The organism is Spirulina subsalsa CS-330, from assembly GCF_028330765.1.
GTDB lineage: Bacteria > Cyanobacteriota > Cyanobacteriia > Cyanobacteriales > Spirulinaceae > Spirulina > Spirulina subsalsa_A.
Window position 1 is genome coordinate 1 of the sequence record NZ_JAQMTY010000057.1, and the last position, 7,701, is coordinate 7,701.

Here is a 7,701-nt window from a genome sequence, read left to right on the forward strand (position 1 = left end):
GCGTTGTTTGGTGAATTGGGGGGTGGGGGCTTCGGTGTCGGCGGGGCGGGTTTCGGCGGGGGGAGTGGGGACGCGCATTACCTTCGGTTCGGGTAGATCAATCTGCTCCGTGGCGGCGGCCAGGTCTTGGAGACTGCCCATCAGGTAATTTTTAAACCCTTGGAGGCGGATGGCGATTTCTTCGGATGTGCCGGTGAAGGTTTTGCGCATTTCGATGTTGATGCGATCGCGCCGCTGCTCCAACTTCGCCACCTCAGCGGTTAACTGCTCCTTTTGGGTGGCTAAATGGCCCAAGGTGTCCTGCACCAACGCCATCAACAATTCCGGCACGCTCTTGTCTACATCAGCTAAACGGGCATCGCGGCGGGCTTCGAGATCGCTCACCTCCTGGGTCAAGGCGGCGATCTGGCCCCGGAGACTGTCGGCTTGGGCGGTGAGTTCGGTGACACGGGCTTCGGCGGCGGCGATCGCTTCGGGGTGATCCGCTGGGGGATCGTCGCTGTCCTCATACATCGCTTCGAGGGCCACCGATGGCGTTTCAGGGTCTTCCGGGGGGGCGGAGTCGCCCCGGTTCGACGGGTCAGATGCTGCCGTCGCGGTGGGGCGATCGCTCAAATTGGGCAGGGGTTTCGCGCCCCCAGGGGTCAATTCTGGCAGGGGTTGCAAATCACGGGAATCCTCGGAGTTTGCGGGCAAATTCGGGTCAGAAATGGGCGTTTCGTCAGCAGTCATGGTTGGGTTCAAACAAAAGGGGCAGCCGTTGCAGCACAGCACGTTAAAACATCGGTTGAGAGCACGGCTGAGGCGATCGCCGGTTCAGTCCCGTGCCAATGTCGCTCAATCCACTCTCGGTAATGGCTCTAAACAGCGTAAGAGTTGCTCCGAATTAAAGAGCATCGGCAAAAAGTGAATACTGTTCACTTCCCGAAAGTAAAACAAAATGGGCAATCCTGGCCAAAAAACCCGCCAATTTTGCCAATCGGCATAGGGAAAATTCCGAATCAACGTCCCCGAACGATACACATCCAAGGCGATCGCAGTAAACCGGAGGCGAATCGTGGCGGCTTGGATGATCAAGAACAGGCTAAACACCCCCACAATTCCCCCCGCCCAAGGGGAAAGCAAGTAGAGGGGGATCGCACCGAGGAAAATCGCGATCGGCAGCCCATAGCTAGGGGCGAGTTCAAGATCGGGGGTGGTGGTGGTAGGTGTTGGGGTCATTGAGGCTCAGGAGATTTGTTGAACGATCGCGTTTGCATGAAGTTGTGATTATTGTAGCGGTTCGAGATCGCCTCACCTGCGGTTTGCCGCGATCGCCCCTCCTCGCAGCACACCGCAACGCGCTTCGCTCTCCACGGGGGACAATCGCGATCGTCCCCCCGTGATAGCCTAGGCGGAGGATTGGGAGGGTCGGGGGTCGAGGGCGGCTTTCGGGTAGGCGATGCGTTGGTGGTTGTACTGTTGCCAAACACGCACGAACACTTCGGCGATCGTCGGTAGTTCTTCCCAGCGCAGCCCCGATTCATCCAGTTGATGATCTTGCCAGCGGGCCCGGAAAATTTTCTTCACCATACTAAGGGCGGTTTCTGGGGTGGCATCTTTGAGCGATCGCAGCGCCGCCTCGCAGGCATCGGCCAGCATCACGATCCCCGTTTCCCGCGATTGGGGAATCGGCCCCGCATAGCGGAATTGGGCTTCTTCCACATCGATGCCTTCACTTTGGGCCCGTTGCTTGGCTTGAAAGTAGAAATACGAGATCAAAATCGTGCCTTGGTGTTCCGGAATGAAGTCTTGCAGGGCTTCGGGGAGATTGTAGCGACGGGCGATCGCTAACCCTTCGCTGACGTGTTTTTTAATAATCGTGGCACTACACCAGGGATCATTAATTTCATCATGCTTATTGGGGCCACCCATCTGGTTTTCAATAAAACCGAGGGGATCGTGCATTTTCCCGATGTCATGGTAGAGCGTCCCCGCCCGCACCAATTCCACATTGCAATGCAGTTCACGGGCCGCCGCTTCGGCAAGGGTCGCCACAAACAGCGTGTGCTGGAATGTGCCAGGGGCCTCGGTGGACAGACGTTTCAAGAGGGGGCGATTGGGGTTCGAGAGTTCCGCTAAACGAATCGGGGTAACGAGGTCAAAGAGACGTTCGAGATAGGGCGACAGACCGAGGGCAACGATACACCAGGCCAACCCTGAGAGGCCAAAAATGGCCGCCGCCGGCAAGATCACCGACCAAATCACCCCAGCGGTGGAACTCCACATCAAGGTGACCACAAAATAAACCGTGCCTTGGGTCAGGCCGACAGCACCGCCGAGGAGGGCCAGTTCTTCCCGCGATCGCAACCGACCCGCCACCAACGCCGCCACAATCCCCCCCGCTGCCCCGGCTAATATCGATTCCCAGGACATCAACGTCGCCGTCGTCCAAGGGGTGGCGCTGAAAATGGATAACCCCGTCATCAGGGTAATGTGGGTGACCGCCAGGGCCGGACTAAAGAAGCTACTGCCCAACAGCCCCACGGCCGCGAGATTGTTCTGCTGCAAATGCATCATTAAGGGCGTACTGAGGCTGAGCAAACAGAGGAGAATGCGATCGCGACAACGGAGCCGCACCCCAAACCGCCGCTTCGCCAGCCAGAAAATCCCCATACTACCCACCACGAGGCCGCCGGTTTGCGCCAAGCCCTGCCAATCAACGCCGCGCCGACTCTCGTTAAATTCATCAAGCAAGACAAACTCACGCCGCGTAATCTCCTGACCCGCCCGCACAATCAATTCCCCCTGCGCCACCATATACACCACCGGCTCCACCGCTTCGGCGGCTTGTTCAGCGAGGCGTTTGGTTTCCCCTTTATCCGTGGTCAAGTTGGGTTTAATCATCTCTGCCAGCAGCGCCGTGGCCAGGGGTAACGTGCCATCGGGCAGCATCGTTTGGGACTGCACCATAATGGCGTTTTGTTTCAATTCCGCCGGCAGGCCGGGGGGAAAGCCTTGGGCTAGCATCCGCTCAACAATGATGCGGAGTCCGTCTTGGGTATCCACCCAGGCTTGATCGCGCATATCAAGGAGAGCCACCTGATAGTCGTATTGCACAGAATCGACTTCATTGCTTTGGAGGCGATTTTGGGCTTGGCGATAGCTATCGCGCACCACTGTAATGGTTTTCAGCAGGGTTTCGATCGATTGCTCGCCCTCCTGTTGGCGGTAGAGGTCGAGTTCGGCGATCGCTTGCTGCATCGCTAAACTCCGCGAGGCATTGCTCGGCGCTAGGGCCGCTTGGGGTTGAGGCATTGACTCACCCGCACTCAAGGAAAGCACTTGACGCAGGCGCGGTAAGGCCGGGCTGGGGCTGGAAACCGGTTCAGCTAGGGCTTCTGCTTCGGTCTCGGTGGACTGGGTGACGGAGGACAGCACCATCTGCCAATCCACCGCACTACTCGCCCGCAAAAACCGTTGGGTGGGCAAGGAGAGAACATCCTCTTCCACAAAGGGAAACGCGCCCGCCGTTGCCCGCAGGGCTTCCACCTCATTCAGGAACTTTTCGAGGGCGGTCTGAATCTCTTGGTTGACAGCAGGATCAATCTGTAGCACTTGGACTAACCCGGCTTGGGCGGCTTTGCGCTGTTCATCGGTCAGTTCTTGATCCACCACTTCGGCATCACGGCTAGCCCAAACACTTTTGGGGGCGCGGGTTCCTTCTTTGAGTTGCGGCTGGTTGTAGAAGCGATACCCCAGCACACTGGTGAGGGAAATGCCAATGAAAAGCACCATGATCGAGTGGGGAATGGTGGGTTTTGATTCCAGTCGCCGGGCGGGGTGGGGCGGGTGTAACCAGTGGGTGAGACGTTGTTGGAGACTGTGTAGTGGGTTCATGGGGACTACTAAAACCTCAGTAGGATGATAGTTCAGTGGCGATGGCTGGGAAGAGGTCTGGGGCCCGAACGTTTTCAGGATTAAACGGTCTTACGCTCCATCCGACGGAAAGGGGCGACGGTGTTGATTGTGTAAGCGACCGGCCGGCGCGATCGCTCCCCACTCCCATCGCTCATGCCATTGCCCCTGGGGGTCTAACCCTGCCCACTGAGCAAAGAGTTGTTGAATTATAGACCACAGGGGATGCTCCTTTGCCTGGGGGGCGATCGCTTGCCCGTGGTACAGCCCCATCAAGGTTGCGGTTAACGCGGCGGTGAGGGGGCCGTGATGTTGGGCACGGCTGAGGCTGAGGCTCACATCTTCCGGGGTAGACCAGGCACAGTAGAGGGCCATGGGGAGGGCTGGGCTGGGGCTGGTGGCGAGGTGGGCGGCTAGTTGTGGGCGGCTCCAACCCTGGGTCATGCCGGTGATCAGGGGGGTGAGGATGGTATAGTCTTGGGCGAGGGAGGTTTGCCATTGACGGCTGGGCCATTGTCCTTGCAGGCCTTGGTGTACGGCGATCGCCCACACCCACAGCCAATCGAGGGCGATCGCATCGTCCCCCACCCATTGGCTGATCGCAGCCGGCACAAAGGCATGGGCCCCATGGAATCGACAGAGCAACGGCATCATCGCCCAAGCCAACCCGGCGACGGCGGGCGATCGCAGCCCAGGGGGAATCTCCGGCGGCAACAACGCAGCCAGCGCACCATCGGACTGTAGCGAGGCTTCTGGTGTCTGGATTAAATACAGCAAGATTGACTGTTTTACCCGGTCCCACCGCCCAAAATCACCATGACTGGAATCTGCGATCGCTCGGATCACACTCCCGAGTAAACCACCCTGAAACCGACTCAAAAGGGAATATGCCATTACATCGACTTGGCCAAGCCCACCTGAACAACAGCCAACGGCTCAAGGATCAAAGCATCTGACAAGCGATAGACCGTTGGACGACGAAAGATTACGGATCTTCCTGGTGACCATCTTAACGCGACAAAAATTAGAATCACCAACCGGGACTGAGTAGCGGGCTGGGGGGCGCAGGACTCCAGCTTGAGGCGATCGCGCCCCTCACCCTGCATCTAGGGTCGCCAAAATCCACTCACTCGCCGCCACGCCAGAAGCGATCGCCGCTTCACTCTGCGCCCCCAAACACCAATCCCCACAACAGACCAACGGCAACGGCAATCGTTGCCCCACACAGGCCACCCCCAGGGCTTGAGCCGTAAACCCATAGCGCCAGCGATGCCCTTGGCTCCAGAGGGGCATCCGGAACTCCGGGCCGGCTTGGGCGATCCAATGCTGGATCAGGGTCGGAATTGCCGCGTCCCAATCGTGACGGTCTACATATTGGTGGGCAAACTCCGGCGTGCTGTGTAAACACAGGGTCAACTGTGCCGGGTTCTGGCGCTTGCTGCTATCTTCAATCACCGTCCGCAACGGTGCATTGCCCGCCGCCACTAAACCCCGGCGGGGCAGTTGCTCGCTCAACGGCAACGGATACCCCACCATCACCGTAATGCAAGGCTCAAAGCTCACCCGGTCGAGGCGTTGGCATAGGTTCTGTTGCGACTCACTGGGGATGAGGGTGGCCAGCAGGGCGATCGCTTGCGGTGCAGGAATCGCCATCACCAAACTTCGGGCCCGCACAACTGCTGTATCAGAGGCTGCGCCCCGAAGATCCCAACCCTCACGGTCTTGATGGAGTTCTGTCACACAGAAATGGGTTTGAACGTCCAACGCCATCGCCAACTGTTTGATGACGGCGGTATTGCCCAAAGGAGACACCCAACCCTCTGCCCAGGGTTGCAAGGTTGCCTGAATAGCCTCATCCTGCAACAGCTTTGCGGTGTGGGGCCCCTGGATTGTAAAAGACACCAGCCCATGATCAATCCGAGTCTCGTAGAGGCGGCGCGTTGCCACTCGTCCCCCCACCCCCCGCGATTTGTCTAACACGATCACCCGTTTGCCCTGATCCTGAAGCCGTTTCGCGCAGGATAATCCGGCTAATCCGGCTCCAACCACGGCCACATCAAACCCATCTAAGCTCTGCTCTGTCATGACCACACCTCAACTGTACCAATGTCTGCAATGCCTCGCTGCGACCTCACGGTCGAGCCTGTTGGCAGTATGAGCCACAATCTATAGCACTAGCCAGAGCGGTTAGGACATTCAGAGACTCTTAGAACAAGGGGCTTAAGCCCCTTGCCTGTCCTAATGCCCTTGTTGATTGCTATCCATTGAAGCTGTTCGTGATCGGCTTCTCATCCCGGCGGTTCGGGGTCTGCCCTGCCAGCAGACCCGTTGCAAAATGCCTGGGTGGAGGGGCTATGGTGCGATCGCGACGGGATTTTCCAGGTTGCCGATGCCTTCGATTTCGATGCGAATGCGATCGCCCACCATCACCGGCCCCACGCCCTCCGGTGTTCCCGTCAAGACCACATCCCCCGGCAACAGGGTCATCACCTGGGAAATATAGGACACCAGTTGAGCCGGAGACACCACCATCTGATCCACGATCGCACTTTGGCGCGGTTCCGATTCGTCATTCACAAAGGTTTGCAGTTTCGCTTCGGTGCTCAGTTCTCGGACAATCCACGGCCCCAGGGGGCAAAAGGTGTTAAACCCCTTCGCCCGCGTCCATTGACCATCCCGCCGCTGGAGATCTCGCGCCGTCACATCATTGGCGATCGTGTAGCCCCAAATTTTTTTGGCGGCCTGCTCAGGGCTACAGTGGTGGGTGCGATCGCCAATCACCAATGCCAACTCCCCCTCATACTCCACCTGCTCCGATTGCGACGGATAGACAATCGGCTGACGAGTCGCAATCACCGTCGTCGGTGGCTTCATAAATAACAACGGCTCTTTGGGAACCGGCGTACCCATTTCCGCCGCGTGGGCAGCATAGTTTTTGCCAATGGCAATAATTTTTGAAGGTGAGCAGGGAGCCAGCAGCGTATATTGTTCCGCTGTCAAGGTTAAATCCGTCGGCTGCCCCGTTAACCAGGGCGGCGCATCAAGAACCTGAAGAGTGCGATCGGGATGGAGCAATCCATAATAGATTTGCCCTTGAACATCAACAACACGGACATAGCGATAGGCCATAAGTCACGGATAGCAGAAGCGCGTAGTTTAAAATAGTAAGGCTATGGCTTTGGTGAAACAGACACAAACCGTAGTAAGATTCTAAAGCCTTGCTTCTCGATTGCTAGAACTTTCTCGCGGAACGAGTCTAGACCCAATCAGAAGCCGAGTGACCACAAGGAGCCAATTAATAATGAGCCGCAATTACGAAATGATGTACATTCTGCGCCCTGATCTCTCAGAAGATCAAATCAGCGCAGCCGTGACCAAGTATCAAGATTTACTCACCGAATACGGTGCAACGGAAATCACCAATGATGTGTGGGGCCGTCGTCGCCTTGCCTATCCAATCCAAAAATTCAACGATGGCATCTATGTGCTCGTCCATTACAGTGGTGACGGTAAGCAAGTGGCTGCCGTTGAACGGATGATGCGCCTCAGTGAAGATGTGCTGCGCTTCTTGTCCCTGAAACAAGAAATCCCCGCTGTGGCAGAAGAAGCCGAACCCGTAGCCGCCGAAGCCTAATCCCCCACATCAGGGGTTCATCGAAAATTCGGGTAGAAACCCCGTCCTTCTAGGACGGCTTGATGTTAGTATAATCCTTGGTCAACGACCCACCCGAGACGATGGATCAGACAGCCTACACGAGCGAAGTCCAGTTGTACTGGCGGCGCAGCAAAATCGGTAGACCGGGA

General features: G+C 57.5%; 7 protein-coding genes. 1 reads left to right on the forward strand and 6 read right to left on the reverse strand.

All coding sequences use genetic code 11. The features are described from left to right. From PN477_RS03870 to PN477_RS03895, 6 genes are all read right to left on the reverse strand, one after another. Nucleotides 1-732, reverse strand: a 732-nt coding sequence (locus PN477_RS03870; RefSeq protein WP_272147001.1) for a DUF3086 domain-containing protein, incomplete at its 3' end; no start/stop codon positions are given. 105 nt (nucleotides 733-837) lie between these two features. Further along, nucleotides 838-1,221, reverse strand: coding sequence for a DUF3119 family protein (locus PN477_RS03875; protein WP_272119171.1), 384 nt, complete (start codon nucleotides 1,219-1,221; stop codon nucleotides 838-840). 168 nt (nucleotides 1,222-1,389) lie between these two features. After that, nucleotides 1,390-3,879: an HD family phosphohydrolase gene (locus PN477_RS03880; RefSeq protein ID WP_272119173.1), complete on the reverse strand. Its 2,490-nt coding sequence runs from the start codon at nucleotides 3,877-3,879 to the stop codon at nucleotides 1,390-1,392. A 90-nt stretch (nucleotides 3,880-3,969) separates the two neighbouring features. Continuing rightward, on the reverse strand, nucleotides 3,970-4,791 hold the full coding sequence (locus PN477_RS03885) for a hypothetical protein (RefSeq protein ID WP_272119175.1): 822 nt from the start codon (nucleotides 4,789-4,791) through the stop codon (nucleotides 3,970-3,972). A 201-nt stretch (nucleotides 4,792-4,992) separates the two neighbouring features. Further along, nucleotides 4,993-5,982 carry an NAD(P)/FAD-dependent oxidoreductase gene (locus PN477_RS03890; protein ID WP_272119177.1) on the reverse strand — a complete coding sequence of 330 codons (990 nt, stop codon included), beginning with the start codon at nucleotides 5,980-5,982 and terminating at the stop codon, nucleotides 4,993-4,995. A 267-nt stretch (nucleotides 5,983-6,249) separates the two neighbouring features. Further along, nucleotides 6,250-7,026, reverse strand: a complete 777-nt coding sequence (locus tag PN477_RS03895; protein WP_272119179.1) for a fumarylacetoacetate hydrolase family protein — start codon at nucleotides 7,024-7,026, stop codon at nucleotides 6,250-6,252. Nucleotides 7,027-7,198: 172 nt separating this feature from the next. On the opposite strand from PN477_RS03895, the gene rpsF reads away from it, so the two are divergent. Further along, nucleotides 7,199-7,531: a 30S ribosomal protein S6 gene (gene rpsF / locus PN477_RS03900; RefSeq protein ID WP_272147003.1), complete on the forward strand. Its 333-nt coding sequence runs from the start codon at nucleotides 7,199-7,201 to the stop codon at nucleotides 7,529-7,531. Nucleotides 7,532-7,701: the final 170 nt, after the last annotated feature.

Excerpts from the sequence above, each read along its gene's own strand:
- PN477_RS03875 (WP_272119171.1), bottom strand. The coding sequence starts at position 1,221 with ATGACCCCAACACCTACCACCACCACCCCCGATCTTGAACTCGCCCCT.
- PN477_RS03880 (WP_272119173.1), bottom strand. The coding sequence starts at position 3,879 with ATGAACCCACTACACAGTCTCCAACAACGTCTCACCCACTGGTTACAC.
- PN477_RS03885 (WP_272119175.1), bottom strand. The coding sequence starts at position 4,791 with ATGGCATATTCCCTTTTGAGTCGGTTTCAGGGTGGTTTACTCGGGAGT.
- rpsF (WP_272147003.1), top strand. The coding sequence starts at position 7,199 with ATGAGCCGCAATTACGAAATGATGTACATTCTGCGCCCTGATCTCTCA.
- PN477_RS03895 (WP_272119179.1), bottom strand. The coding sequence starts at position 7,026 with ATGGCCTATCGCTATGTCCGTGTTGTTGATGTTCAAGGGCAAATCTAT.
- PN477_RS03890 (WP_272119177.1), bottom strand. The coding sequence starts at position 5,982 with ATGACAGAGCAGAGCTTAGATGGGTTTGATGTGGCCGTGGTTGGAGCC.